The organism is Rhodococcus sp. IEGM 27 (assembly GCF_033142305.1).
Classification (GTDB): domain Bacteria; phylum Actinomycetota; class Actinomycetes; order Mycobacteriales; family Mycobacteriaceae; genus Rhodococcus_F; species Rhodococcus_F oxybenzonivorans.
Genome location: NZ_JAWLSG010000001.1, coordinates 140,116 through 164,754 on the forward strand (window position 1 = coordinate 140,116; position 24,639 = coordinate 164,754).

Sequence of the window (24,639 nt, forward strand, 5' to 3'; positions counted from 1 at the left end):
ATCAGTCGCCTTGCGCGTCCCGTGCCTCTTCGAGTCGGCGAATAAGCGTGGCTGCGTCGAAAGGTCCGGTGTGCCGGGTGAGGTCGGTGCCCGTGGCTCCGAGATAGAACGTCGGTGTCTGCCGGAAGTCACTGGTCTGGGCGTCGAGTTCGTCGTCGTCGACGCGGTGGAGGTATTCACCGGTGCGCAGTTCCTCCTCGAACCGGTTCATGTCCAAGCCGAGTTCCGCGGCGTACCCGTAAATCTCGTCCTCATCGAGGGCATCACTGTTGGCGAACAGGTGATCGTGCATCTCCCAGAACCGGCCCTGCCGGTCGGCTGCCTCCGCGGCGTGGGCAGCGAAACGCGCATGCGGATGCACCTCGTCGAGAGGCAGATGCCGGAACACGTAGCGCAGCGCATCACCGAAATGCGCGCGCACGTCACGGATGCTGCCGGTGGCCTTGGTGCAGAACGGGCACTCGAAGTCGCCGTACTCCACCAAGGTGAGCGGTGCGTCTACCGGTCCCCGTAGGTGATCACGCCCTGGCAGCACCGGCCGCAGAAGGGTAGTACCGATCGCCTCGGTCGGCGGAGTACGCCAGTCCGAGAACCGGAACAGCGCCCAGCCGAGGACGGTGGCGATCACCGCTGCCGTCAGGACGCCGACGCGTGCATCGTTCGCCAGGACAGGCGATTCGATGGCGAGATCGACGATGAACAATGAGATCGTGAAACCGATGCCCGCCAACGCGCTGCCGCCGCTGATCTGCGACAAGTTGAGTCCGGGTGGCAGGCTGCCCGGCCGCATTTTCGAGAAGAGTGCGGTGGAGGCGGTGATGCCGACGAACTTGCCGACCACGAGGCCGAGCACGATGCCCCAGGCGAGCGGCGACCTCACGGCGTCGGCGAGGGTCTGCCCGGTGACGACCACGCCGGCATTGGCGAGCGCGAAAATCGGCACCACGAGGAAGGCGGTGTACGGCTGATAGAACCGCAGGAGCCGCTCGTTGACGGACACAGCCCGCAGGACACCGAGCTGTGCGGCCCGGGCGTACTCGGAGTTCGGTGATTGCCGGAACGCGCGAGTGAGTTCGCCCGCCCGCTCCACCTCGCGACGCCTCGGCGGATACACGGGAAGGATCAGGGCGATCAACACGCCCACGAGCGTGGGATGGACACCGGATTCGTAGAAGGCCACCCACGTACCGGCCGCGACGATGAAGTAGGCGACTCCACGCCACACCTCCAGTCGACGCAACTGCATGATCAGCAGTAGTCCCACCGCACCGAGCACGAGCGGACCGAGCCGCAGATTGTCGGTGTAGAAGAAGGCGATGATGGCGAGCGCGCCGATGTCGTCGGCGACCGCGAGGGTGAGGATGAACACGCGGAGTCGCGCAGGGCACCTCGGTCCGACGAGCGCCAGCGCACCGAGCACGAACGCCGTGTCCGTCGACACCACCACACCCCATGCGGCGGCCTCGTCGCCGCTCGGGTTGAGGGCGAGGAACAACGCGGCCGGCAACGCCAGACCGGCGATGGCGGCGACCAGAGGCACTGCGGCACGGGCTCTGTCGGTGAGCTCACCGATAGTGAGTTCCCGCTTCACCTCGAGGCCGACGACGAAGAAGAACAGCGTCATCAATGCGTCGTTGACCCAGTGCTTCAGGTCGAGGCTGATTCCGTATTCCCCGACCTGAATGGTGATCGGCGTGTGCCAGAACGACTCGTACGTGGTCCCGATGTTCGCCCACACCAACGCCAGAACGGTGGCCACGAGCAGGAAGCTTGCCGACAACGTGTCGTCGTCGGTGCCGTCACGAATTCCGGCAAGTCGCGCCGACAACCGTCCCAGACGTGTGGGATTGTCCTCGACCGCCATCTGTCCCCTCGCTCACGTTCATGCCGCCGCGCGACAGCTTAACGCGGCGTGCGGCCGGCGCCGGGTCACACGTAGTTGTCGACGACGAACTTCGTCAGACCCTTGCGGATGGTTCGGATCGCCTGCTTCTGCCCCTGCCGCAGCACCGCCTGAGGCAACCGGATCTTAGGATCGACCGACATCGTGACGCGCACAGAGGTGCCGCGCGACGTGGGCGTGAGGCGGTATTCACCTTCCTGACTCCGCTGCTTGTCGCTCTCGACGAGAACCCAGGACATCTGCTCGTCGTCGATCCACTTGTGCTCGGCCAACTGGGTGTCCGAGACACCGAGCACCGAGAGTGTCATCCGGACAGTCCGCGGTCGTCCGTCCTCGAACCGCGACTCCACGATGACTTTCTTGTGCACCGCCGACCACTCGGGGATCCGCTCGACATCGACAAGGGCACGCATGACCTGTTCGGGGGTTGCTTCGATCTCGAACTCGCCTGATACCGACAACGACATCGTGTCTCGCACCTCCATGTGCTCGGACCTCGGGAACGGATTGCGCCGTTCTCGGCAGACTAACCGCGGTTCAGGGGTCGGCGCTCGGTGACGGCCACCGTGACGATCAGAGGCCCTCGACGTAGCCCTCGAGCGCCGCAGCCAAATCCCGGGGGCGGGCCAAGGCGATCAGGTGTCCCGCATCGATCACGTCGGGTGCAATGCCCAGACGCTCCCGCACGATCCGTTTCACGAAATCGACAGGGAAGAGGCGGTCTCGACTGCCCGCGATCACACGGGTCTTCACGTGCGGCCACTCCTCCGCCCGCCATACCGTCTCGAACGGAGTGTCCGACATGGCGACCTCTTCGGCCTGGAACGCCTCCTCGATGAGCTCCTCCGGCACATCGTGGAAGAACAGTCCGCGCAGATCGTTGGTGGCGGCCGGGTCACGTCCCTCGCTGACCGCGAACGCACGCTGGGCCGCGGACTGGCCGGTGTTCTCCCACCACTCGCCCGCCGACTCCCCGGGCGCCGGAAGCATCGGAGCTACCAGGACCAACAGATCGACGTCGACGTCGGTTCGTTCACACACGATCGCCGCGGTAAACGCAGACATCGACTGCGCGACCAGCACGACGGGACCCTCGACGTCGCGCAACGCCTTGACGACGACGTCGGCGAACTCGTATTGACCTGCGCTCTCGTCGCTGTACGGCAGGTCGACGGTGATGGCGGCGTGCCCGTGGCTGGTCAGAATGGGCACGACTCGGTGCCAGTACCACGAGTCGGATCCGGCGCCGGGCAACAAGACGAAAGTCACGGCCATCTCATCGTCTCCCTTCCACGAGCAGAAGCACACCACGGTGCGGTCGCAGGAGCAACCCGATGTCGGCGTACGTCGTGCTGCCCGTTATGCGGAACTGCGCACAATCGCGGGCTCGAAGGACGATGCTGACCAGGTAAGTGGTGCACGTTTCGGGCTGCACACCAGCGCAGTCCACGAGTGCGAAGGAGCAAACTCATGATGGACTCATTCTGGGACTTCCTGTGGTACACGGTGGTCGTGTTCGCGTTCGTCGCTTACCTGATGATTCTGTTCCAGATTTTCGGTGACCTGTTCCGCGATCACGCTATGTCCGGGTTCACCAAAACACTCTGGATCATTTTCCTGATCGTGCTGCCGTACATCACTGCGTTCGTGTATCTCATCGCCCGCGGTCGTGGGATCGCGGAAAGGCAACTCGAGGCACACAACTCGGCGAGGCAGGCAACTGACCGTTACATCAGGGAGGTCGCCGGCAAGTCGGCTGCCGAGCAGATCGCCGACGCGAAAGCACTCCTCGACGCGGGCACGATCAACCAGGCCGAGTACGACACTCTCAAAGCGAAGGCGCTGGGCTGAGCAATATCACCAGCCCGATTCCCGCTATCGCGCATGGCGTTTGGACGACCCCGACGCGGACTCGAAGGTGCCGGCGCGCTTCGTGCGCGGGTGGCTCCGAGAGTTGACCGGACTCGTCGTCCCAGGACGGGTCGGGTCCGACACTGGTCGCAGGCCTCGGTCGTGCCGAGTTAACAGGTCGTGACACGACTATCACGCTCGTTCATGGGTACTACTTCCGTACCGATCTGTGCCGGGGAGGGACCATGACAACCGAGAACCAGGGCAACCGCACCGACGTCGACAAGGCGTTGCTCGGACACACCACTTATCGCAGCCTCGGCGAACAACAGCTCTCACCCGCCGAGGAGCGATTCGAGAAGGGCCGCCGCACGATCGGGCTCTTTCTCGCGCCACTGATCACGATCGTCTTCCTCGCCCTGCCGATCGACATACCGCCCAACCAGCAGACGTTGGCAGGCGTGCTGCTCGGCGTCATCGTATTGTGGGTGACCGAGGCGGTGCCGATCCCGATCGGCGGGCTGCTCGGGGTGGCGATCGTGGTGTTTCTGGGCGTGGCGCCGGCCGACGACGTGCTCGCCGCGTTCGGGTCGTCGACGATCTTCACGTTCATCGGAGCGTTCATCCTTGCCCAGGCGATGCTCAAACACGGCGTCGCACGGCGCTTCGCGTTTCGGATACTGACCCTTCCGCGTGTCGGCCAGTCCACCACCGGTGTGATCGTCGCGTTCGGTGCGATCACGTGCGGACTCTCGGCGTTCGTATCCAACACCGCGACCGTGGCCATGCTGCTGCCCACCGCCCTGGGGATCCTCGGCGTCATCGCGAAACTCATGCAGCGCCGCGGCGTCGTCGCCGAGGACTTCGATCCTCTGCGCGTCCGGGTGGGTGCCACGATCATGCTGATGCTCGCATACAGCGCAAGCGTGGGCGGCCTGCTGACACCGGTCGGGAGCCCACCCAACCTGATCGGACGCGGGCTCATCGAGGAGGCCACCGGGGAGCGGATCAGCTTCGGGCAGTGGATGGTGATGGCCATCCCGATCTGCCTGCTGATGTTCATCGCGCTCGCCATCATCCTGCTGCGCATCAACAAACCGGAGATCCGGCGCATCGAAGGCGTCGCCGACTACCTGGCGGAGCAGCGTGCAGAGATGGGTCCGCTGTCGCGTGCCGAGAAGAACACGCTCATCGCGTTCGGAGTCACGGTGACGCTGTGGATCCTGCCCGGCGTCGTCGCGGTGATCGCCGGCAACGACTCGGACCTTTACGGCACGATCAGCGACCGACTCGACGAGGGCATGGTCGCGGTCTTCGGCGCGGCGTTGCTCTATCTGCTGCCGACAGATTGGGGAAATCGCGTATTCACGCTGACTTGGCGGGACGCAGCAGAAATCGACTGGGGCACGATCGTGCTGTTCGGTAGCGGCATCATCTTCGGCTCATTGCTCGCCGACACCGGACTTGCCGAGACGATCGGCACATCCGTCGCGGATTCGCTGGGCCTGACGAGCGTCGTCGCCATCACCGTGTTCGCGGTGCTGCTGGCCATCGCCGTATCGGAGACGACGAGCAACACGGCGTCGGCGGCGGTCGTGGTGCCGATCGTGATCCCGGTGGCGTTGGCGGCCGGGGTCAACCCCTTCGTGCCCGCGCTCGCGGCCACATTCGCCGCATCGTTCGGATTCATGCTGCCGGTCTCGACGCCGCAGAACGCCGTGGTCTACGGCTCCGGAGCCGTCCGGATCACCACCATGATCCGAAGCGGAATCACCTTCGACATCGTCGGTGCGATTCTGATCATCGTCTTCCTGCCCCTGATGATCGCCGTGGTCGGCCTCGGCGGGGGGTGATCAGTCGTGCGGCCATGTCATCGACCGGGATCTGGTGCCATGACGCCCTCGCCTCGGGGGTGGCGACGGAACCACGAGGCATAGCGATCGGCCAGCGGCGCGGCAGTGAGTCCGTGGGCGAGCACCGAAAGTCCGATGGTGATGACGGCGGTGGTCAGTAGTAATTCCTCGTGGGGCAGCTCGCCGGATTCTTCGAAGATGAGGATGACGAAGACGATGGTCGCGAGTCCGCGCGGCCCGAACCATCCGAGGAAGGCGACGGTGGGGGCGCGCGGATGTGCCCCGACCAGCGACAGCGCGACGGGAACCATCCGGACAACGGTCAGACTCACGACCGCGTAGCCGAGCACGGCCCACGACAGATTGCCGAGAGCGGGGCCGAGCAGCACGGCGCCGAAGACGATGAAGGTGATCGCGTTGAACAGGTCACCGGCCTCGTCGAGAAGGTCGGCACCGTCACTGCTCTCGCCATCGCCGTGGTTGACCTCGGTGCGGTGGCGGATGGCGCCGAAGGTCAGGCCGCCGACGAACGCAGCGATGAAACCGGAACCGCCCAACGGCACGGCGACGGTGTACGCGAGTAGGGCCGCCGTCAAGGGAACGGTCTGCGCCCACAACGGGTCGATCGTGCGGTGGCGGCCGGCTATGACCAGGATCGCCGCCGCTATCGCCCCGGCACCGATTCCCGCGACGATGCCGTAACCGATCTGCTCGGCGACCAACCGGGCCGCGGCGCCGCCCCCGATCGCCCCTGCCTCGGCCTGCGCGATCGCCAGCACGATCAAGAACAGCGGCACGCAGATTCCGTCGTTGAGCCCGCTCTCGACGTTCAAACCCTGCCGTATTCGGGACGGCAGGATCGGCAGGGTGACCACGGCCTGGCCGAGAGCAGCGTCGGTCGGCGCGAGGATCACCGCAAGCAGGAGCGTCTCGGGCCACGCCAGATCACCGAGTAGGAACAGGGCTGCACCGAAACCGGCCGCGATGGTCAATGGCAGGCCGATGCCGAGCAGACGGGCGGGAAGGGCGATTTCGGCACGGAGGGCTGACAGGTCGACCCGGGAGGCGTCGGAGAAGAGTACCAGCGCGAGCGTCACCTCCGCGAGGAGTTTCACCGTTTCGGCGGCGGGATGCACGTCGATCAGCCCCACCGTGCTTGCACCGAGGAGCAGGCCGCCGACGGTGAAGACGATCGGGGCCGTGATCGGCGTGCCCGTAGTCCGGCCGGAGATCGCCGCATAGGCGAGCAGAATGGCGGCGATCGCGGGTAGCGCCCAGGTCATGGCGGACCGATTACTGGCGGGAGGTCGCGACCCGGACGACTTCGGCGGGGTCGACGAGGTGGGAGTGGTCGTCTTCGCCGACGTCGATCTTCACGACCTCGATACGCCCATTGAACTTGGCGGCACCGATGTAGTCGGTGCTCACCGGCATACCGAAGTCGTTGCCGATATCGGTGGTTTCGTCTGCCGAGAAGACCATCGGTTGCGTCTGGTCGACCCGGCCGCTGCCGACGCTCCGTCCGTCGATGTAGAGGGTGACGGTCCCGCCCTTCGCCAGACCGCCCCCGTCGTAGGCGAACTCGGCGCGGACCTGGTGACTGCCGGTGTCGAGGTCTTCAGTTGCCCCGACGACGAATTCGCTCATGCCGAGCAGGTTGTAGACGAATCTCACTCGTCCCTCCCTGACGTAGAAAGCCCAGCCGCCGAAGCGACCGCCCTGGGCGATGATGACACCGTTGGTGGGACCGTCCTTCGGCGTCTCGATCGCCGCGGTTACCGAAAACGACCGGTTCTTGATGTCGATCACGCTGTGTTCACTGAGCCGCTTCATCCCCGGGAACAACACCTGCGAGGTTCCCGTCACTAGTTGCGGTCGGCCGGCGATGGTCGGGTTCAGCCGCTCGAAGCGGCGGTCGTCGATGGGAAGAACGTTGAACTTCACCGCCTCGATCAACCAGAGCCGCTGCAGTGCAGCGAGTTTAACGGGCATCTCGGCGACGAGGTCATGGGCCTGCGACCAGTCGGTCGACCCGTCGTAGAGTTCCCACACGTCGTCATCGAGAGCGGGCAGCACCTCGTTCGGCAGCCACGGGGTGCTGTGCCGGGTGACCGCGCTCCAGCCCTTGTAGTAGATGCCGCGGTTACCCCCCATCTCGAAGTACTGCAGGTCGTGTCGTTCCGGCGCCTCCGGCTGATCGAAGCTGTACAGCATGCTCGGGCCCTCGAACGGGGCCTGCTGCACCCCGTTGACGAACGTGGGCTCGGGCAGTCCGGCCGCCTCGAGCACCGTCGCTGCCACGTCGACGACATGGGTGAATTGCGACCGAACTTCACCCTTGCTGCGAATCCCGGCGGGCCAGTGGACGATGGTGCCGTTGCGGGTGCCACCCCAGTGCGAGGCGACCTGCTTGGTCCATTGGAACGGCGCACACATCGCCCACGCCCAGCCCACCGAGTAGTGGTTGTAGGCCTCCGGGGTGCCGAGTTTGTCCTTCACCTCGGCCATGAACTCCGGAGTCTCGATGGCGGCGAGACCGTTGAAGTTCGCCATCTCGTTGAATGCGCCGTTGATGGTTCCCTCGGCGGAGGCACCGTTGTCGCCGATGATGTAGTAGACGAGGGTGTTGTCGAGGGCGCCGATCGTCTCGATCGCGTCGATCACGCGGCCGACGTGAAAGTCGGTGTGCTCGAGGAATCCCGCGTACACCTCCATCTGGCGTTCCAGCACCGGTTTGAGTGCGTCGTCCATTTCCTCCCACCCGGGGATTGCCTCCGGGCGCGCCGTGAGTTCGGTGTCGGCGGGGACGACGCCGCGCCGCTTCTGCTGCTCGAGAATTGTTTCGCGTTGCGCGTCCCACCCGTCGGCGAATTGGCCGGCGTACTTGTCCGCCCACTCGGGGGGCACGTGATGCGGGGCATGCGTGGCCCCGGGTGCGAAGTACACGAAGAACGGTTTGTTCGGGGCGAGGGACTTCTGGCTGCGGATCCAGTCGATGGCGTGGTCGGCGAGATCCTCGGTCAGGTGGTAGCCGTCCTCGGGTGTCTTGTCCACCTCGATCGGCGCTACACCCTCGTACAGCGCCGGATAGTACTGGTTGTTCTCGCCGCCGATGAACCCGTAGAAGTGCTCGAAACCACCGCCGCCGGTCGGCCACGCATCGAACGGCCCGATCGGGGACGTCTGCCACGGCGGCACCTCGTGGCACTTCCCGAACTGAGCGGTCGAGTAACCGTTGAGTTTCAGGGTCATCGGCAGTGCGGCCTTGGTGTTCGGCCGCAGCCCGGACGAGCCCGGCGCCGAGGTCGCGGTCTCGGTGATCATGCCCATCCCCACCGAGTGGTGGTTGCGGCCGCTGAGAAGCGCGGCCCGGGTCGGCGCACACAGGGCGGTGGTGTGGAAGCGGTTGTAGGTGAGGCCGCCTGCCTGCAGGCGCTCCGCGGTCGGGGTGTGCACCGGGCCGCCGAAGGCGCTGGCTGCCCCGAATCCCACGTCATCGAGCAGGATTACCAGTACGTTCGGGGCGTTCTCCGGTGGGAGCAGCGGTTCGATCGGTGGAAAGGCCGTATCCGGATCCTTCGCGTCGTAGGTGATCAGTCCGAGATGCTGCCGGTCGGGTATGGGTAAAACCTCACGCCGCTCCACCATGACTACTCACAACCTCTTCCGTGTCGTCGGAACGCTCCCGGTCCTCCGCTGGTCCCGGAGTGCACAGCACTGCCCGACCTCAGCGTGCCCAGGCTCAGCCTGCCGGCACCTCACCCACTGCGGGTGAGCTCGCCACGCGGCCGGCCGGCGGAGTACTGACGGCGTTCGCCGATCTCACGGTGGAAGACTCCGAGGCGCGAGGAGGACGCCCCTCGTTGCAGATACCGACGCACGAAATGACCCGTCAGCGGCTCCGCCTCCCGCGCCCCAGCCGCTTGCCGACCCGATCGAACCATTCCAGGACGGCGCGCTCGTACACGATCCCGAAGTCCAATGTCGCCAAAGCATATTGGTTGGAGCTGTGCACTTCGGCCTCGCGTTCGTACTCGGCGAGCTGATGCTCGTGTGCGGTGCGGTGGGAATCCAGCATCGCGGCCAACCGCTCGGGCGGAAGATGCGCGCCGAACGCGACGGTGAGCAGCAATGGATAGCGAATGTTCTCCGCGGCGGGGTCGCGTTCGATCCAGTCCGCGAACGCCCGCCGACCCTCATCGGTGAGGGTGTAGGGCTTGCGCTCGCGGGTGCCCCGCTCCCCCGCCTCGATCAACCCGGCGCGCTCCATCGCTGCAAGCTCCCGATACACCTGGCTGGTTGTGATCGACCAGAACTTGCCGATGCGTTCCTGGGCGGTGACCACCAGGTCCCACCCCGTCTTCGATCCCTCGTGCAGGAAACCGAGAAGGGACGCCGCGGTGGCATTGAGGGGGCGTTCGGCCATGGCATCGTCCTTCGTAAGCGAGGGGTTGACATTCCACTGTGTCATATCGATCATAGAAGACATCGACATTCCACAGTGGAATGTCACCGCCGAGGAGGGTCCGATGGAGTACGCGGACAACATCCGGATATCCGATTCCGAACGCGAGCAGGTCGTCGACGAACTCGGCCGGCATCTCACCGCGGGGCGACTGACAATCGACGAGTTCGACCAGCGGGTAGCCCAGGCGTATCGGTCGGTCACCCAAGCACAGGTAAGACAGGTGCTGCGCGACCTTCCGGCCGCCCCCACACCTGCCCCGCGCGAGAGCCGATCAGCCCAGCCTGCACGCCGGCGTCTCCCGAGCCACCAACGCATCGAGTGGCTTGCCTGGCTCGCCGCCGGAAGCCTCAACATCGTGATCTGGGGCATCATCTCGCTCGCCACCGGCGCCATGATCTACTTCTGGCCGATCTGGGTGATCGGCCCCTGGGGCTTGGTACTACTGAGCCGAACGATGCTCGGCCGCGAAGGCACGTGCAACAAGGTCACGGGAACCGGGCGGTGCAATAACCGATTGAGCGCCGCGGCCCACAACTGAACACCACTCGACGCCGCAGCGCCGAAGGCCTCGTTCGCATGCAGGCAAGGCTATTCGCACACACGTTCGAATGGCTGGTAGACTCGGAGACGCGACGCGGAAAGACCCCCATCTGACGCGCACGCCCTACCGAGAAACCACCATCGCATCGAGTACGAGGTGAAGTCCGATGGACGAAGTGATGAGCAAGGCCGACGAACTCGAGCGCCTCGTACGCCGGCTCGCCGACCTCGATGACCAACGAGTCTGTATCGGCACCGAACTCGTCGGTTTGGAGCACTTTTTCCGCAAGGCCGGGTGCCCCGAACTGTCCCAACTGGCGTTCAACACGTTCATGAGCCGATACGTCGGGCGCGTTCTGGAGCTTGCCGACGGAATGCGCGAATGAGCGGGGTCCGGCGCACACCGCCGGACCGGCAGAGCACCTTGAAAGAACCCGGAGCTGGGGTGAAACACCAGTGCACTCCGCGGCGATACATTCAGTAGAGCCGCTGCTGGAGCCTCCAGCGACCGGACCACCACCACGGGATCGAGTCGAGAAATGTTCACCAATCACCTGTTCGGAGAAATGACCGAGCAGGAAATCGACATCGAAATCGCCGAAGAACTGGCGGCCTCCAAGTAGCTCCCTCAGTACGATCCGACGCGGATCGCGACTGTCCCATCAGTTGACCCTGCGAGCCGAGTTTCCCAGTGTCGTCGAGCAGGCGTCAGTTGGCCAAGCGGTGATATTTGCGCATCTGGGTGTCGAAGATCCGGACTGGCGCGAAGCGGCGCAACATGCTGACACGTGAGGCCAGCGGTCCGCTGGTATAACGCTGCTTCGGCTTCGAATCCGTCGCCGCCGCTACGACCGAGCGTGCGACGGTGGCCGGGGTGTCGCCGCCTTCGACCGATGTCGCGAGCACCTGGTCGGCGATCCGACGCTGCTTCTCATACGCCGGCAACGGTGAATCGGGCCGCGTACTGTTCGCCTCGAACCCGGTGTTCGTGCCGCCGGGCTCGACCAGCAGGACCCGTACACCGTGCTCGCGGACCTCGTGGTCCACGGACTCGGAGTAGCCCTCGACGGCATGCTTCGACGCGACGTAGGCGGCCAAGTACGGCCCCGGGATCAGCCCGTAGACCGACGAGAGGTTGATGATGCGCCCACGTCCCAGCGCTCGCATGTGCGGCAGTACCGCCCTCGTCATACGCATCACGCCGAAGACATTGATATCGAATACGCCCCGTGACTGTGCAACGGAGTTTTCCTCGGCCGCGCCCATCAAACCGATGCCAGGGTTGTTGACCAGGACGTCGATCCGCCCGAACCGTGCGATCACTTGCTCGACCAAGGCGCTGACCGATGCTTCGTCGGACACGTCCAGGTCGAAGAACGTCACACCGTCGAGCGGGGTGCTTCGCGAGGCGTCGCGGCTGGTACCGACAACCGTGAAACCCGCCTTGACCAGTGCGAGTGCCGATTCTCGCCCGATACCGGATGACGCACCCGTAACGAGGGCCACCTGCTGAGTTGACGTCGTCATTGGACTCCCTGACTTCTGAAACCGATCGGTTTACCTCCACACCCTAAACCGATCGGTTTTCAGTCGCAACCCGCGACAAGGTCGCTCGCACTCCTCGCGTCCGACCCCACGTCACACCGACACCACGTTCGCTGCCGCCACCCGCACCTGGAATTCGAGGCAGCCGACAGCTTCGCGAGCGGCAACGAGCGCCTGCACGGCCGTGTCTCCGAGAGCCCGTGCGTAGGCCACCCGCGAGTCCGACGACTCCAGGACCTCGACCCTGCTGCCCGGAAGGACCAGCAACTGCACCTCGGTCACACCGTCGACATTCCGGGCGTCATCGAGGCCGCCGACCTCCGTGAGCACTCCTGCAACCGGGGCCGCCGCGAACCAGATCGCGGAACAGCGACCGGGCCGCTCCTCGGCGAGAACCGCCCGGATTCCCGGAAGAACCTTCTCCCCCACCGTCTGCCGCACGACACAGTCGGCGAGGTCCACGCCGGTGGCGTCGAAGGCGAGAGCTGGAATCTCGTCGCCTCCCATTCGCACATGGGTCTCGATCACCTTCGGACCCTGAGATCCGAGAACGATCTCGGTGTGCGTGGCCCCGAACTCCACTCCGAGTGCGTCGAGCAGCCGTCCCACATAGGTGTGCACCTGTTCTTCCTCGGCCGCCGAAAGTTCGGCCGGTGCCACGTGACCGAGTTCGACGAAGGTGGCCGGGTCGGAGAATTTGCGCGTAATGGCAACGACCTGGTGTTCACTGCTTTCCGAGAACGCCTCGACACTGAATTGCGGTCCCTCATGGAATTGCTCTACCAGCACGCCGCTGTTCGGAAGGCCGTCGAAGCTGCCTCCCGCTCGCATGAACGCCGCCGCGAGCGCGGCCTCCTCCCGAGCCACGGCCACCCCGGCGCTGCCCGCGCCGCAGACCGGTTTCACGACACAGGGCAGGCCGTGCTTCGCCACGAACGTGTGCAGTGCGTCCACGTCGGCGACGACGGCGGAGGGTGTGGAGTCGATGCCCGAGTCCCGAAGCTGCTCGCGCATGGCGTCTTTGTCGTGGATCAACGCGACAGTGCGCCGCGAGTGGGTAGACAGTCCTAGCGCCTCGCCGATCGCGGCGCAGCGGTCCTGATCGCGTTCACCGAACGTCGCGATGCGGGTGAACGGATGCCGGGCGTGCGCCGCCCTGGCCAGTGCTATCCATTCCTCGTCCGGGGCATCGTGCCGCACGGCGATCACCCGGGCGTGCTCGGTCAGTTGCCGGAGCTTGGCAACGAAGTCGAGCCGGCAGATCACGGAGGTCTGCGTGCCGGGGAGGGCGCTGCGGACCCGGCTGGGAAGGTCGCGGCCGCTGCCGACGACCAGAACATGTTCGCTCATGTTTCACCGTGCTTTCTGGAGTGGGGACGCCGGTAGCTGCTCGTCCGAGAGAGTTTGTGCGCGTGCACGTTCGGCGTGGCAACGACGCGCCGCCGTCCGCGAGACCAAGGCAGCGGCACCGAACGTGCCTGCCAGGACGGGCCAGGCGATCAACCCGGCCGGTAACAGGACGACGACGAGGAGGGTGGGGCCGACCACCTTCTGGCCGGTCATTCCGAGACTGAACGCGCCGAGATAGCGGGCGACGGCAGGCTGCGGCGACAGTTCCGCCGACAACTCCCACGCCGCCACCGAGTGGACGTTCTCGGCAACGGACAGCACCACGACCGCGAGCAGAACGGCGACCACCGCGGTCGGGGTCGCGGCCAGGTGCCCCAGAGCGAGCAACCCACAGCAGATCGCCATCAGGGCTCCGGTCGCGATCAGAAGTCGAGTGGCCGCGGCCGTGCCGCGGGCGAATCGGGCCACATACACCTGCAGCACCACGGTCAGAACGGTGTTGACGGCCATGAACACCGGCACCCAGGCAAGCGGCACCGCGGTGTACTCGAGAATCCAGATCGGCAGCAGAACGATCAGCACCGTGTCGTACAGCGCCAGCACGCCGTTCCCGACGGTGAACACCATGAACCACCGGTCGCGCAGTGGTGAGCGCACCGCGGCCGCGGCCGGATCCTCGTCGGCGCGAGAAGGTCTGCGCTCCACCACCGTTCCCGTCCGGTGTAGGACGCGTTGCACGGCCACCGCGACGGCGAGAAAGGAGATTCCGTTGCCCACGAACAGCGCCGTGAAGGCCGCCTGTGCGCCCGTCGCGAAGACGATGCCCGCCAGAAGGAACCCGACGGTGAGTCCCACATTTCGGATAGCGCGGATGGTGGCCATCGTCCGGGTGCGGTCGTGACCGCCGATCACGGCTGTGATTACGGCTTGCTGGATCGGACTGCTCGACCGGTCGGCGGCGGTGAGCACCACGGTGAGCAGTAGGTAGGCAGTGAAGTCGGAGACAAGCGCAAAGCAGCCGTAGCCGAAGCCGCGCACCACCAGCAAGGCGACGTAGAACCTCGCCGGACCCACCCGGTCGGCAAGCCGGCCCAGGGGCACCGGGGCGAGCAAAGCGAGCGCACCCGCCATGGTGGTCGCAAGGGCGATCTGATTGGCGCTGAGGCCGACGACGCCGATGAAGTACAGGGCGAAGGACGCGAAGAACATGCCGGTACCGAGCGAGTCGATCCCGGCACCGACGGCCAGCGTGCGACCCGCGGGACTGCTGGGAAGCAGCACACCACCGAGTCGCCGTAGGTCCGGGTTCACGGGAGGATTCCTCGGGTCGCGAACGCTCGGACGAGATCCGCCGAACGGTGCACGTGGGTGGCGGTGGCGGCCTCGGGCGCAGGGCCGCGCACATGATTCCAGGCATACCGGCGTGCCGCGTTGACGAGTAGTTCGACTGTCGGAGCGGGCAATACGGTCGATTTGGCCTGCGCGATCAGAGCCGCGGCGATCAGTAGCCGGCTCATCCGGTCCACCAGCACCCATCCCGCGGCAGCGACGGTCGCGGGACCTGCCCCGACCCATTCGTGGCGTGTGGTGGCCACGACGGCGAGGCCGTCGTTCACCATCTGCCAGGCGGCGAGCAACCGTCCTTCGGGCGCCGATCCGAGCAGCTCGCGGGTCCGGTCGGTGACGGCGTCGAAATGCGCGGCCACCGTGAGCAGTTCCAGTGCGTGGACGGTGAGCACCCAGCAGTCGGTCCTCGCACCGGTGGGCCCGCCGGCGGAAGCGACATCCGCGGCGAGCGAGTAGGCGACGGCGCGCCGTGCCGCGCGGCGTGCCCGACCGTGGGACGCCTCCGGCAGCGCGTGCCATGCCCGCGCACCCAGCACGGTCACCACCCGGTCGGCGACCTCCTCCCGTCGAGCGACAGCGGTGGGTGCGTCGTCGGATTGATTTGTCCCGCTGACGAACTCGGCGACCAAGCCTTCCAGGATCCCGAGGCCACCACCGGCCCAGGCGTCGATGACCTGATCATTGGTCGAGAGCAGGGAACGTGTGTTCATGCGAACTCCAGCCAGTGTCGGTAGGCGGGCACACGCCCACGGACCACGTCATGGAAGACGTCGCGCAGCTGCTTGGTGATCGGACCGCAACCACCTGCGGCGAGCGGGCGGTCGTCGACCGATGCCACCGGGACGATCTCGGCCGCAGTGCCGGTGAGGAACGCTTCGTCGGCGACGTAAAGTTCGCTGCGGGTCAGGCTCTGTTCCTTCACAGTGAGCCCCAGATCCCGGCCGAGGGTGATCACGGTGTCCCTGGTGAGCCCGGGCAGGATGTTGTCGCTGACCGGCGGCGTGATCAGTACGTCGTCGCGGACGGCGAAGATGTTCGCTGCGGACGCCTCGGCCACGTGACCGGTGGCGGTGAGCATCAGCGCGTCGTCGTAACCGGCGCGCAGCGCGCCCACCTTGGCCAGTGCCGAATTGACGTAGGCTCCGGTCGCTTTGGCGAGCGGTGGAACGGCGTGGATGCCGTTGCGCTGCCAACTGCTGACCATCAGGCGACAGCCGTCCTGTTCCGCGGACTCACCGAGGTAGGAACCCCAGGGCCAGGCCGCGATCGCCACCTGGGTGCTGTCCAACGCCGGAGCGACGCCCATCGAGCCGTAACCGAGGTAGACGATCGGGCGCAGATAGCCGGAGTCCAGGCCGGTGCGGCGCAGCAACTCGAGGGAGGCCTCGGTGAGCTCGTCCACCGACCACCCCGGGTCCATCAAATACACCCGGGCCGAGTCGTGGAGCCGTCGTAGGTGATCGCGAAGCCGGAACACCGCTGGGCCGCTCTCCGTGTCATAGGCACGGATGCCCTCGTAGACGCCCCATCCGTAGTGCAGGCTCGGCGTCAGCACGTGGACCTGGGCCTCGTCCCACGCGACGAACTCGCCGTCCATCCATACAGTGCTGGTCGGGGTCAGTTTCATCGTTCCACTTTCGGTTCGGTGGGGGCAGTGAGATGTCGGGAGGTGACCGGCGCCGCGGGCGCACCGACCAGTTCGAGCCGGCGTTCGATGCTCTGTGATTGCAGCGCCAGGGTCTCGGAAAAGATGTCGGAGCCCGCTCCGCGGAAGGCGAACCAGCCCCAGCGGGGGCGTAGTTGGCACCCGCGGGCATGTTTGGCCTCGTAGGCGGCCATGCCGTAATGGACGTGACGGATGCCGTGCTCTACAGCCCACCTCGACGTCTCGTGGTACGTCAGCGTGAGATAGCAACCGCGAGCATCGGCGGCGAATCCCGCGGTCCGCGCGAACAGCGTGTCCCGGGTGCGTAGATACAGCACGAAACCCACCAGCCGATCCGCGCGTTCGGCGCGGAGCACTACACACGTGTCACCCAATTCCTCTCGGACGGAATCGAAGTCGCGGCGAACCCGATCCTCGCCGCCGGGCAGCCCGTACTTGGCCCGGTGTGCGACCTGGAGGGCGATCACCTCGTCGTCGAGTGCCTCCGGCCCACACCGGACCGCTGTGCGCAGGCCCGCCCGCTCGTAGTCCGCGACCTCCTTGCGGAGCCGCACACGCCGACGCTTACTCAGCCCCGCCACGTACTCCGCCCAGCTGTCACCGGCCAGGTCCTGCACTCCCTCAGCGCCCAGCAGTGTTGCCGTGTATCCGGCACGGGAGGCGCAGTGGTCCACGGCCTCAGCGTCCGACTCGCCGACGTACAGCAATGCCACACTGCGGCAGCCAAGCTCGTCGCCGGCCTGCTGAAGCAGCTCGGGCAGGACGGCCATGACTGCCTGGCGCTCGTCGTGCGAGCGGCCGGGAGTGTGCGCCACCCCGTGGTGGTTCCCGAACGTAGCGAGCGCGAGCGACGGATACTGAGCCTCGCGCGCGCCGGGCAGCGCGGCGCTGAGCTCGGCCCAGCGCTGCCGATCAGTCTCGTCGAGCAGCTCCGGTTCGGCCAATGCACCCGGGGTTCCCACCAGCCTGGGCGGATCGTAGAAGAGCAGGCCACCGGGCTGTGCGGTGAACAGCAGCGGAGCCAGGGCGACGGTCTGTCCGTCCTCCCGCACCTCGAGATAACGAACGTCGTGCAGGTCGGTGCGTTCGACGAACCGGCACCACCGCGCGTCCTCCCAGATGATGTCCGGCTCGGCGATGCCCGCGAAGTCCAGAGCGCTCGGGCGGGCGCCGGGGGGAAGAAGCTGGGCGGTGAGGCCGCCGGTGAGGGTGCTGCTGCCGGTCATGCTGCGTTCTCCGTTTCGTCGCGGTCCCAGTCGAATTCGGCGGCAACACGGTCGGCGGTGGCGATGAGCCCGCGCCCGAGAGCGGTGAAGTCCGAGTCGGTGACCACCCAGAACGCGAGGAAGTCCGCCGACTTACGCCCGCTGTATCGGCTGGCGCTCCAGTGGTCCCCGACATGGGTGTTCACCGTGAAGTCGTGGACACCGGGCGGTGCGTCGGGGATTCGCCGCACCCGGCCCTGCCGGGGTGGCACGCCGTAGAAGGCGGCGTGTGGTGCCGTTGTCACGTGTCGGCGTACCGCGTCCACGTCGACGGGAAGGCCGCATTCCACGCGTGCCCACAGGTGCCGCGGGTCGATTCCCAGGATGTGCCGCAACATGATCGGAATCGGGCCGCCACCGATTCGGGCAGCCACCTCGCACAGCACGATGTCGCCGCTGCCGGTGACGAAGAACTCGGCGTGCACACAGATCGTGGGAGGCGAGGCGAGTGCATCGACGAGTCGCCAGGTCTCCTTCACCAGGCGCGCATGGAGAGGGTCTGCGGTATCGACGGACCGCGAGCCGAACGGGGCGTCGGTCCAGTGTTCGAGGCAGCCCTGGCCGGTGTAGCGGGAGGCGACCGCCGCCACCGGGTGCCCGGCCACCCGGAATGCGTCTACATGGTGCACCGCGCCGTCGACGAACTCTTCGACCTCGTACGGCGTTGCCGCGAGGTCGTCGGCGAGGCCGTCCGCCTGTGTGGGCGAATCGATGACATACACGCCGGACGATCCGGATCCACTGCGCGGCTTGACCACCACACGTCCCGGGTGGTCCGCCATGAAGTCGGTGATGTCGGCCGGGGTGCACACCGACGCGAAGGACGGCACGAGCAGTCCTGCCGCGCGGGCTAGTTCCTTCATCAGAATTTTGTCGCGATAGGCGGCCGCCGTGCCGGTGTCGAGCCCGGGCAGACCGAGGTCGCCGCGCAGCACCGCGGCCCGCTCGACGTCGACCTCGGCCAAGGCGAGCACGGCGGTCGGGCGGTGCCAGCGCGCGAGAGCGCGGGCCGCACGCAGCACCGCGGCATCGTCGCTGTAGTCGGCGACCGGTATGACCTCGGCGAATCCCTCGGCCGGTTCCGCTCCCGCGGCGCAGACCGCGACCATCCGTCCACGCTCCTCGGGGAGCCATCCGGCGAACGGCAGCCCCGCAGCGCGTGGGCTGATCAGCACGAGAATCATCGGACCATCTCCTTCTCCGGGTCGGCGGCGACGTTCCCGGCCAGGTCGGCCAGCACTTCCGCGGTTCGTGCGTCCAGCGGTATGCCCCGCTCGGACCGTTCTCGTTGGTGGGCGCGCTGAGGATCGCCGGGCGCCACCACGGGGGCGTCCGTGGCCGGCGTCGCCGCGCGGACGGTATCCAGAAGGTCGACCAGTCCGGCGGTGAAACTGGTCTGCCCGCTGAAGGCACCGGGGTCCAGGGCAAGGACGAAGTGACCGACGCCGCGACTGCGGCCCGGTGTTCCGTCGCCGACCTGCGCGAGCCGCCAATCCGGCGGCGATCCGGTCAGCACGGCCCCGAGGAGGGTGACCGCCATCGCGAGGCCCTGCCCCTTGTACCCGCCGAGCGGCGACAGCGCGTACGCCTCTTCGGGCACCTCGGTCGGACGGCCGCAGAGGTCGGTCGCCCAGCCGCTGTTCAGTGGGCGTCCCTCGGCCCGGCGCTGCTTCACCTCACCGAAGCACACCTGGCTGGTGGCCATGTCGAGCGCGAACTCGTCGTCTTCGACGCCGGCGGCCACGCTGATCGGGTCGGTGCCGAACAGCGGCTCGACCCCGCCGAACGGCGCCACCCGCGAGGCTGCGGAGGTCACCGCGATGCCGACCAGCCCGTGCCGGGCCAGGTGCCGGGTGTACACCGACGCCGCACCGAAGTGGTTGGAATTGCGCACCCCCACCGCCGCGACACCGAATTCCCGGGCTCGCTCCGCGGCCAGCCGGGCGGCGGCCAATCCGGCGAGTACGCCCAGCGCACCGTCCGCATCCAGCAGGAGGCCCGCCCCGCGGTCCGAGACCACGGTCGGCGTGGCCGTTGCCTTCGCGACACCGGTCGCGAGCTCGTCGAGATACTGCGGAAGCAGCCGCAGACCGTGAGTGTCGATGCCGCGCAGGGAGGTATCGACCAGGGCGTCGGCGACCTGCTCGGCGTTACCTGCCGGGACACCGGCCTCGAGAAACGCCCGCGCGGCGAGGGTGCGCGCCTGCTGCTCGGGCCATCGAGTGGGGTTGATCATGAAGCACTCCAATACATGAAGACGTGGGGTCCGATGCCCGGGATGTCGTATTCGGGTCCGAGAACGCGGAAGCCCTGTGCGAGATAGAAGCCCGCGGCGGTGGTGCGCGCGTTGCACCACAGCGCGTCGGCGCCGGACAGCACCGCGTTGGTGCGCACGGTGCGGAGCAGCGCGCTGCCCGCGCCGGTGCCGCGGACCTCCTCGAGAGTGGCCATGCCGCGCAGGCGACGGCCGCGGCCGGCGGCCAGTCCCGGCACGGTGTACTCGGGGTCCTCGTCGTAGAGGGAGGCCACCCCGACCACGCGCCCCGCGTCGAGGGCGGCGAAATGCCGGGCGCCGCTGGCAGAGTCCTCGGGATAGGCGCAGGTCGCCACGGGTTGCCCGGGCCGCAGCACTCGGTGGCGGACCGGTCGTACCTCTTCGGCGCTCACCGGCCGAACGCGCCAGCCGTGGGCGGTGGGGTCGGGCAGGTAACCGGACCCGGGCCGATCCGGGAGACTGACGCGGCCGGAATCGTCGAGCGAGACCCCGAAGCCGGTGTTCACGGCCAGCAGGTCGACGGCGTCGACGTCGAGGTAGTCGGCCAGTCCGCCCAGGTGGGCGGTGGCCGACACCCCGGCCACCGACTCGGGCATGCAACCGAGCATGGTGAGCAGACCGTGCTCGCGGGCCCGGCGCAGCAACACCAGGGAGGGGGTGATGCCCCCGGCTTTCATCGGTTTGACGTTGATGCCGTCGAACGCCTCGGCGCACGCGGCGAAATCCTGCATCGAGGTGATGCTCTCGTCGGCGATCACGGGGATCGGGCTGTGCTGCTTCAGTGTTCGCGTGTCCCACCACGCCGACCGCGGAAACGGCTGCTCGATCAACTGCACGCCGAGGTCCTGCAGGGCGGGCAGAACCGGGAGCAGTCGGGACAGCGTCCAGCCGCAGTTGCCGTCCACATAGAACGGCGCGCTCGTGTGGCGGCGGAGTTCCTCGAGCACGGTGAGATCACCCGGATCGGCAAGCTTGACCTTGTACGCCGCCCATCCGGGCCGCTCACACAGTTTGTGGACCATCATCTCGGTCTCGTCGAGCCCGATGCTGAAGCTCGAGCGCAATTCCTGCGGAGAGTCCAGAGCGAGGGCCCGCCACAGCGGCACGCCGAGCAGTCGGGCCCGCAGGTCGTGTACCGCGGTATCGAGGGCGGCCAGGACGAACGGCGAATCGGGCAGCGCCGCGAACAGCCTGCGCCACACGGCAAACGGGTCGTCGGGGCCGAGGTCGGCCAGCAGCGGGGCGATCCGGCGCAGATCCGCGTGGAGCTGGTCAACCCCGGAGTTGTAGTGGGCGGTCATGAAAGCGGAAGCCTCACCGAATCCGGTGACACCGTCCTGTTCGACCTCGACTACGAGGGCACGCTGAACCGGGATCGCTTCCCTGGCCGAACGCCACACGTGCCTCTGCGTCAGGCTGATCTCATGCGCAGTGACCCTCACGAGTGTCCCCCGAAGAATGCGCGGTCGCGCGGGCCGTACGGGCGTAGTTCGTCCCACCACTGCGCCTGCTCGTCGTATGCGGCGAAGAACGGCCTGCCGACCATCTCCGGGTTGCGGGCCTGCAGGTAACGCAGCGCGAACGCGCGTCCGCCGTCCAGCTCGACGACGCCGTCGATCACGACCTTTCCTGGTGATGCCGACATCACCGGTCCGCGTGCGGTCCGGCCGAGACCGGAGACTTGTTGCAGCGCTTCACGATAGATGTCGTAGGCCCGGGCCAGCGGCAGACCGTAGTAGGGCCGGGCGCCGGTGTCCCGTTCGACGAACATGTAGTACGGCACCACGTTGTGACGCACCTGCGCCTGCCACAGGTCTGCCCACACACGCGGGTCGTCGTTGACGTGACGCACCACCGGGGCCTGGGCGCGCAGCACCGCTCCCGTCGACGCCAATCGAGCGAGCGCCGCCTTGGCCGCATCGGTCTGCAGCTCCGCGACGTGGGACAGGTGCAGCATCACCGCGACGTGTTTGCCCGCTGCGGTCAGCCGCTCGAGTAACCGCAGCACGCTGTCCGCTTCGGGTCCGGCCAGCAGGCGGTAGGGCCAGAACGACACGGCCTTCGTCCCGATCCGGACCGTGTCGACGTGTGCACGTTCGGGTTCGAGGAGGGGCTCGAGGTAGGAGGCCAGCAGATCGGTCCGCATGACCAGCGGGTCACCGCCGGTCAACAGGACATCGGTGATCATCGGGTGCCGATCGAGGTACCGGGTCATCGCCTCCGGCCCGGATACGGCCATCCTGAGGTCGGGCTGGTCCACGAATTGGGCCCAGCGGAAGCAGTAGCCGCAGTAGCTGTGGCAGGTCTGTCCCTGGCGGGGAAACACCAGCAGTGTCTCGGCATATTTATGTTGCATCCCCGAGCCGTCGATGTCGTCGTGCTGGGGAACGTTCATGCTCATCTGGTCGCCGGGGTGTGGGTTGAGGGCGCCGCGAACCGTGTCGGCCGCCTTGCGGATTCCGGCCCGGTCGCCCTGCACCACTGCCTGCTCGATCACCGCGAAGTGTTCGGCTTCGAGCATGTCGCGGTGCGGAAAGGTCAGGCGGTAGATCGGGTCGTCGGGTGCGCGATCCCAATCGATCAGTTCGTCCACCACGTAGCTGCTGACCTTGAACGGCAGTACCTGGGACACCACGTGTGCCTCATGTGCGAGGACCGGGTCGCCGGTGCGTTCGACGACGAGCTTGCGTAGCCGGTCGCCGCTGATCGACCGGGGGTTGAGGGCCGTGTGGGTATCGAGGGCGAGTGTCATGTGTTGGTCACCGCCAGACCCCAGTCGAAGTCGACTTCCCCGAGGACATCCATGTCCGACATCAGCGAGTGGAGGCCGCTGTAGTCGCGCACGAGCCGCGCCCCCGAACTCTCGGAGCGAACGTCGGCGACCATCCGTTCCCAGCCCGGCACCCGCTCGATCCGCAAGATTGCCTCCCAAGTGGAGTAGTCGGTGGCCACGAACGCCTCCAGCCCGGCCACGAGCATGTCGAGGAAGAAGCGGCGCTTTTCGGCGTCCAGCACGTCGTACACCAACTTCGCCATCTCGTCGGAGATCGACGCATGGCAGTACTCGTCGCGGTTGTGCAGTTGCGCGGTGGTGGAATTGACCACCTGAATGTCCCGATCGCCGGCAAGGAGATCGAGGTACGCGTTGATCGAAATCTCGGAGACGGTGGCAAACGCCAAGGTGGTGAGGCTGCGCTGCCAGCGCTCCGCGGCCTCGTCCCGCAACCGACTGTGCATGCGGGAGGTATGCGACTCGGGAAGCGCGCTGTCCGGGAACAGGGACCCCCGTTTGCGCCTCGTCAGCGCGCTCGCATTGATGTGCATCAGGGAGTGGTACTGCTCGTCGACCATGGCCTGGGCGAGCGCGATCTCCAAATCCGGGCCACCGAGTCCGGGAAACTCACCGTCCATCACCAGAGCAAAGGCCGGGTTGGCGACACGTTGCTCGGCCAGCACCGTATGCCGGTTATAGGCGATCCACGCCCAGCTCAGCAGCCGCGACCGCATCGCGTCGGGCATCGCCTGCCACGTCGGGTGCGCCCGGAACGGCACGAGTTTCTCCGGATAGTCCGCCCGGCCGGCAACGAACAGCTCGTCGAGGTCGGGCTCGTCGCGCTTCACCGTCGACCGCCGGTGCCAGTTCCCCGCGAGGCGGCGGATGATGGCGTTCTCGGTTTCGTCGGCGGGGTCGAAGGCCGGCAGTCCCGGAAAGTGCACCAGCCCATCGGCATCGGAGCGTTGCAGTTGAAGGTCGTCGATGGTCATGCGCGGCTCCGGTCGCCGGCCCAGAAACGAGTGAGGTGACGGGTGCGGTCGGCGTACTCCGACCGCGCGTGCAACATGCGCTGGTTGTCCCAGATGAGCAGCGCGTTCTCCGGGATGAGCACACGCGTGCGCAGCGTGTGGAACAGGTCGCTGACGCGGTGCGCCAACCGGCGGCCGGCCTGACCGAGCGGCAGCAGGGAGTCGTCGATGTCGGCGTCGCGGTGGGGATCGTAGTCGGCCGCGGTGAGCAGGTTGTAGCTGAACCGCAGAACGGTGCGCCCGGTGCCGTCCGAGCCCAGCATGGTGGTGCGCACTCCGCCGTCCGGGCCCGGAAAGACCAGTTCGGCGTCGGTCATCAGCGCGAGCTCGGCCGGTTCGAGGGCCTCGACCAAGTGCCGTACGTCGAGGAGGTCGGTATGCCCTCCCCCGCAGCGCGCCTGGCGATGACAGAACAACGCGAGATAGGCGGGACTCGGATCCCACCCGGGAGCCTCGGTATGCGCCAGAATCGTGTTCGCGCTCTGCGAGTACGCCCGGTGATCGTTTCCCGGCCGATAGGTCACGTCATGCGTGAGATGACCGTTGTACTGCGGTACCAAATTTCCAAGGGAGCCAACCACTTCTGCGGCGGCGACTCGATCGGCCACGTCGCGGACGAGGACGTAGCCGTCCTCCTCCAGCGTCCCTCCCTCGAGGCGGTCCACTCCAGCTTCTGAGCTTTCCGCCACGGAAACGACACGGCAATAGGGCGACATCTGTTCCTCCATTTCGAAACCCCACCGGGATGTGAAATCCGTGATGCCGACCGTCG

The 24,639-nt window shown here is 66.8% G+C and carries 22 protein-coding genes; 4 read left to right on the forward strand and 18 right to left on the reverse strand.

Features of this window, described 5'->3' with window-relative positions:
- Position 1: 1 nt before the first annotated feature.
- The 3 genes from nhaA to R4P95_RS00665 form a co-directional block, all read right to left on the reverse strand.
- Positions 2–1,864 (reverse strand): Na+/H+ antiporter NhaA, encoded by a 1,863-nt coding sequence (gene nhaA / locus R4P95_RS00655; RefSeq protein WP_317746753.1) that lies wholly within the window; start codon positions 1,862–1,864, stop codon positions 2–4.
- A 65-nt stretch (positions 1,865–1,929) separates the two neighbouring features.
- Positions 1,930–2,370 (reverse strand): SRPBCC family protein, encoded by a 441-nt coding sequence (locus R4P95_RS00660; protein ID WP_109334961.1) that lies wholly within the window; start codon positions 2,368–2,370, stop codon positions 1,930–1,932.
- Between the two features lie 106 nt (positions 2,371–2,476).
- Complete coding sequence (locus tag R4P95_RS00665; protein ID WP_213572912.1) at positions 2,477–3,178, reverse strand: alpha/beta fold hydrolase; 702 nt, start codon at positions 3,176–3,178, stop codon at positions 2,477–2,479.
- Between the two features lie 195 nt (positions 3,179–3,373).
- Here R4P95_RS00665 and R4P95_RS00670 point away from each other — a divergent pair, with 195 nt between their 5' ends.
- Together R4P95_RS00670 and R4P95_RS00675 are read left to right on the forward strand one after the other, a co-directional pair.
- Positions 3,374–3,754 carry an SHOCT domain-containing protein gene (locus R4P95_RS00670; protein ID WP_213572913.1) on the forward strand — a complete coding sequence of 127 codons (381 nt, stop codon included), beginning with the start codon at positions 3,374–3,376 and terminating at the stop codon, positions 3,752–3,754.
- Positions 3,755–3,999: 245 nt separating this feature from the next.
- Positions 4,000–5,607: an SLC13 family permease gene (locus R4P95_RS00675; RefSeq protein ID WP_213572914.1), complete on the forward strand. Its 1,608-nt coding sequence runs from the start codon at positions 4,000–4,002 to the stop codon at positions 5,605–5,607.
- A gap of 17 nt (positions 5,608–5,624) precedes the next feature.
- Here R4P95_RS00675 and R4P95_RS00680 read toward each other — a convergent pair whose 3' ends face one another.
- The 3 genes from R4P95_RS00680 to R4P95_RS00690 form a co-directional block, all read right to left on the reverse strand.
- Positions 5,625–6,890 (reverse strand): cation:proton antiporter, encoded by a 1,266-nt coding sequence (locus R4P95_RS00680; RefSeq protein ID WP_213572915.1) that lies wholly within the window; start codon positions 6,888–6,890, stop codon positions 5,625–5,627.
- A 10-nt stretch (positions 6,891–6,900) separates the two neighbouring features.
- The gene (locus tag R4P95_RS00685; protein WP_317746752.1) at positions 6,901–9,255 is read right to left on the reverse strand and encodes an arylsulfatase; all 2,355 of its coding nucleotides are present in this window, start codon (positions 9,253–9,255) and stop codon (positions 6,901–6,903) included.
- Positions 9,256–9,499: 244 nt separating this feature from the next.
- Positions 9,500–10,033, reverse strand: coding sequence for a PadR family transcriptional regulator (locus R4P95_RS00690; RefSeq protein ID WP_213578174.1), 534 nt, complete (start codon positions 10,031–10,033; stop codon positions 9,500–9,502).
- A 103-nt stretch (positions 10,034–10,136) separates the two neighbouring features.
- On the opposite strand from R4P95_RS00690, the gene R4P95_RS00695 reads away from it, so the two are divergent.
- Positions 10,137–10,613 carry a DUF1707 domain-containing protein gene (locus tag R4P95_RS00695; RefSeq protein ID WP_213572917.1) on the forward strand — a complete coding sequence of 159 codons (477 nt, stop codon included), beginning with the start codon at positions 10,137–10,139 and terminating at the stop codon, positions 10,611–10,613.
- A gap of 169 nt (positions 10,614–10,782) precedes the next feature.
- Positions 10,783–11,001, forward strand: coding sequence for a hypothetical protein (locus R4P95_RS00700; RefSeq protein ID WP_109328315.1), 219 nt, complete (start codon positions 10,783–10,785; stop codon positions 10,999–11,001).
- Between the two features lie 322 nt (positions 11,002–11,323).
- Here R4P95_RS00700 and R4P95_RS00705 read toward each other — a convergent pair whose 3' ends face one another.
- From R4P95_RS00705 to R4P95_RS00760, 12 genes are all read right to left on the reverse strand, one after another.
- The gene (locus tag R4P95_RS00705; protein ID WP_317746751.1) at positions 11,324–12,142 is read right to left on the reverse strand and encodes an oxidoreductase; all 819 of its coding nucleotides are present in this window, start codon (positions 12,140–12,142) and stop codon (positions 11,324–11,326) included.
- Positions 12,143–12,253: 111 nt separating this feature from the next.
- Positions 12,254–13,510: an ATP-grasp domain-containing protein gene (locus R4P95_RS00710; RefSeq protein WP_317746750.1), complete on the reverse strand. Its 1,257-nt coding sequence runs from the start codon at positions 13,508–13,510 to the stop codon at positions 12,254–12,256.
- 3 nt (positions 13,511–13,513) lie between these two features.
- Positions 13,514–14,821 (reverse strand): MFS transporter, encoded by a 1,308-nt coding sequence (locus R4P95_RS00715; protein ID WP_213572920.1) that lies wholly within the window; start codon positions 14,819–14,821, stop codon positions 13,514–13,516.
- Positions 14,818–15,567 carry a hypothetical protein gene (locus R4P95_RS00720; RefSeq protein WP_213572921.1) on the reverse strand — a complete coding sequence of 250 codons (750 nt, stop codon included), beginning with the start codon at positions 15,565–15,567 and terminating at the stop codon, positions 14,818–14,820. The genes R4P95_RS00715 and R4P95_RS00720 overlap by 4 nt, the downstream gene beginning before the upstream one ends.
- Positions 15,564–16,484 carry a branched-chain amino acid transaminase gene (locus tag R4P95_RS00725; RefSeq protein WP_213572922.1) on the reverse strand — a complete coding sequence of 307 codons (921 nt, stop codon included), beginning with the start codon at positions 16,482–16,484 and terminating at the stop codon, positions 15,564–15,566. The genes R4P95_RS00720 and R4P95_RS00725 overlap by 4 nt, the downstream gene beginning before the upstream one ends.
- Entirely contained in the window at positions 16,481–17,749 is a 1,269-nt protein-coding gene (locus R4P95_RS00730; protein ID WP_213572923.1) for a GNAT family N-acetyltransferase, read from the reverse strand. Before R4P95_RS00730 ends, R4P95_RS00725 begins: the two co-directional genes overlap by 4 nt.
- Positions 17,746–18,972 (reverse strand): carboxylate--amine ligase, encoded by a 1,227-nt coding sequence (locus R4P95_RS00735; RefSeq protein ID WP_317746749.1) that lies wholly within the window; start codon positions 18,970–18,972, stop codon positions 17,746–17,748. Before R4P95_RS00735 ends, R4P95_RS00730 begins: the two co-directional genes overlap by 4 nt.
- Complete coding sequence (locus R4P95_RS00740) at positions 18,969–20,024, reverse strand: Ldh family oxidoreductase (RefSeq protein WP_213572925.1); 1,056 nt, start codon at positions 20,022–20,024, stop codon at positions 18,969–18,971. The genes R4P95_RS00735 and R4P95_RS00740 overlap by 4 nt, the downstream gene beginning before the upstream one ends.
- Positions 20,021–21,505 carry a GNAT family N-acetyltransferase gene (locus R4P95_RS00745; protein WP_317746748.1) on the reverse strand — a complete coding sequence of 495 codons (1,485 nt, stop codon included), beginning with the start codon at positions 21,503–21,505 and terminating at the stop codon, positions 20,021–20,023. Before R4P95_RS00745 ends, R4P95_RS00740 begins: the two co-directional genes overlap by 4 nt.
- Positions 21,502–22,815, reverse strand: coding sequence for a lysine 2,3-aminomutase (locus tag R4P95_RS00750; RefSeq protein WP_317746747.1), 1,314 nt, complete (start codon positions 22,813–22,815; stop codon positions 21,502–21,504). The genes R4P95_RS00745 and R4P95_RS00750 overlap by 4 nt, the downstream gene beginning before the upstream one ends.
- Complete coding sequence (locus R4P95_RS00755) at positions 22,812–23,828, reverse strand: diiron oxygenase (RefSeq protein WP_317746746.1); 1,017 nt, start codon at positions 23,826–23,828, stop codon at positions 22,812–22,814. Before R4P95_RS00755 ends, R4P95_RS00750 begins: the two co-directional genes overlap by 4 nt.
- Positions 23,825–24,583 carry a TauD/TfdA family dioxygenase gene (locus R4P95_RS00760; protein ID WP_317746745.1) on the reverse strand — a complete coding sequence of 253 codons (759 nt, stop codon included), beginning with the start codon at positions 24,581–24,583 and terminating at the stop codon, positions 23,825–23,827. The genes R4P95_RS00755 and R4P95_RS00760 overlap by 4 nt, the downstream gene beginning before the upstream one ends.
- Positions 24,584–24,639 lie beyond the last annotated feature (56 nt).

Coding starts and splice junctions, on each gene's coding strand:
- nhaA (WP_317746753.1), bottom strand. CDS start 1,864: ATGGCGGTCGAGGACAATCCCACACGTCTGGGACGGTTGTCGGCGCGA.
- R4P95_RS00660 (WP_109334961.1), bottom strand. CDS start 2,370: ATGTCGTTGTCGGTATCAGGCGAGTTCGAGATCGAAGCAACCCCCGAA.
- R4P95_RS00665 (WP_213572912.1), bottom strand. CDS start 3,178: ATGGCCGTGACTTTCGTCTTGTTGCCCGGCGCCGGATCCGACTCGTGG.
- R4P95_RS00670 (WP_213572913.1), top strand. CDS start 3,374: ATGATGGACTCATTCTGGGACTTCCTGTGGTACACGGTGGTCGTGTTC.
- R4P95_RS00675 (WP_213572914.1), top strand. CDS start 4,000: ATGACAACCGAGAACCAGGGCAACCGCACCGACGTCGACAAGGCGTTG.
- R4P95_RS00680 (WP_213572915.1), bottom strand. CDS start 6,890: ATGACCTGGGCGCTACCCGCGATCGCCGCCATTCTGCTCGCCTATGCG.
- R4P95_RS00685 (WP_317746752.1), bottom strand. CDS start 9,255: ATGGTGGAGCGGCGTGAGGTTTTACCCATACCCGACCGGCAGCATCTC.
- R4P95_RS00690 (WP_213578174.1), bottom strand. CDS start 10,033: ATGGCCGAACGCCCCCTCAATGCCACCGCGGCGTCCCTTCTCGGTTTC.
- R4P95_RS00695 (WP_213572917.1), top strand. CDS start 10,137: ATGGAGTACGCGGACAACATCCGGATATCCGATTCCGAACGCGAGCAG.
- R4P95_RS00700 (WP_109328315.1), top strand. CDS start 10,783: ATGGACGAAGTGATGAGCAAGGCCGACGAACTCGAGCGCCTCGTACGC.
- R4P95_RS00705 (WP_317746751.1), bottom strand. CDS start 12,142: ATGACGACGTCAACTCAGCAGGTGGCCCTCGTTACGGGTGCGTCATCC.
- R4P95_RS00710 (WP_317746750.1), bottom strand. CDS start 13,510: ATGAGCGAACATGTTCTGGTCGTCGGCAGCGGCCGCGACCTTCCCAGC.
- R4P95_RS00720 (WP_213572921.1), bottom strand. CDS start 15,567: ATGAACACACGTTCCCTGCTCTCGACCAATGATCAGGTCATCGACGCC.
- R4P95_RS00725 (WP_213572922.1), bottom strand. CDS start 16,484: ATGAAACTGACCCCGACCAGCACTGTATGGATGGACGGCGAGTTCGTC.
- R4P95_RS00730 (WP_213572923.1), bottom strand. CDS start 17,749: ATGACCGGCAGCAGCACCCTCACCGGCGGCCTCACCGCCCAGCTTCTT.
- R4P95_RS00735 (WP_317746749.1), bottom strand. CDS start 18,972: ATGATTCTCGTGCTGATCAGCCCACGCGCTGCGGGGCTGCCGTTCGCC.
- R4P95_RS00740 (WP_213572925.1), bottom strand. CDS start 20,024: ATGATCAACCCCACTCGATGGCCCGAGCAGCAGGCGCGCACCCTCGCC.
- R4P95_RS00750 (WP_317746747.1), bottom strand. CDS start 22,815: ATGACACTCGCCCTCGATACCCACACGGCCCTCAACCCCCGGTCGATC.
- R4P95_RS00755 (WP_317746746.1), bottom strand. CDS start 23,828: ATGACCATCGACGACCTTCAACTGCAACGCTCCGATGCCGATGGGCTG.
- R4P95_RS00760 (WP_317746745.1), bottom strand. CDS start 24,583: ATGTCGCCCTATTGCCGTGTCGTTTCCGTGGCGGAAAGCTCAGAAGCT.